This window comes from Sphingobium sp. D43FB, from assembly GCF_002312805.1.
GTDB lineage: Bacteria > Pseudomonadota > Alphaproteobacteria > Sphingomonadales > Sphingomonadaceae > Sphingobium.
This window is the reverse complement of the sequence record NZ_NMUA01000244.1, coordinates 1-401: the sequence shown is the minus strand read 5'-3', so window position 1 is coordinate 401 and position 401 is coordinate 1. Positions and strand designations below refer to the sequence as shown.

General features: G+C 73.8%; 1 protein-coding gene. It reads right to left on the bottom strand.

Annotated features, from left to right (window positions below):
- A partial coding sequence (locus tag SxD43FB_RS24220) for a gamma-glutamyl-gamma-aminobutyrate hydrolase family protein (RefSeq protein ID WP_176482930.1) occupies positions 1-401 on the bottom strand: 401 nt, incomplete at both ends.

Sequence of the window (401 nt, the reverse complement as noted above, 5' to 3'; positions counted from 1 at the left end):
GCGGCGACTTGGCGTCCAGCGCGGTGCCGGGGTTCTGGCTGGTGATCTCGCCGCGGACGGTGGCCAGGTCCTGCACCGGCGGGTTGGCGCCGCGGTGGCCGCGGTCCAGCTTGAAGGTGCGGCCGCCCAGCGCCAGCGCCAGCAGCTGGTGGCCAAGGCAGATGCCGAACACCGGCGTGCCGGCATCCAGCACGCCGCGGATGGCAGGCACCGCGTAGGCGCCCGTCGCCGCCGGGTCGCCGGGGCCGTTGGAGAGGAACACGCCATCCGGCTTGTGGGAGAGGATGTCCTCGGCGGTGGCGGTGGCGGGCAGCACGGTCACCTCGCAGCCGGCATCGGCCAGGCAGCGCAGGGTGTTGCGTTTGGCGCCGTAATCGACGGCCCCCACCTTGTGCTTGGGC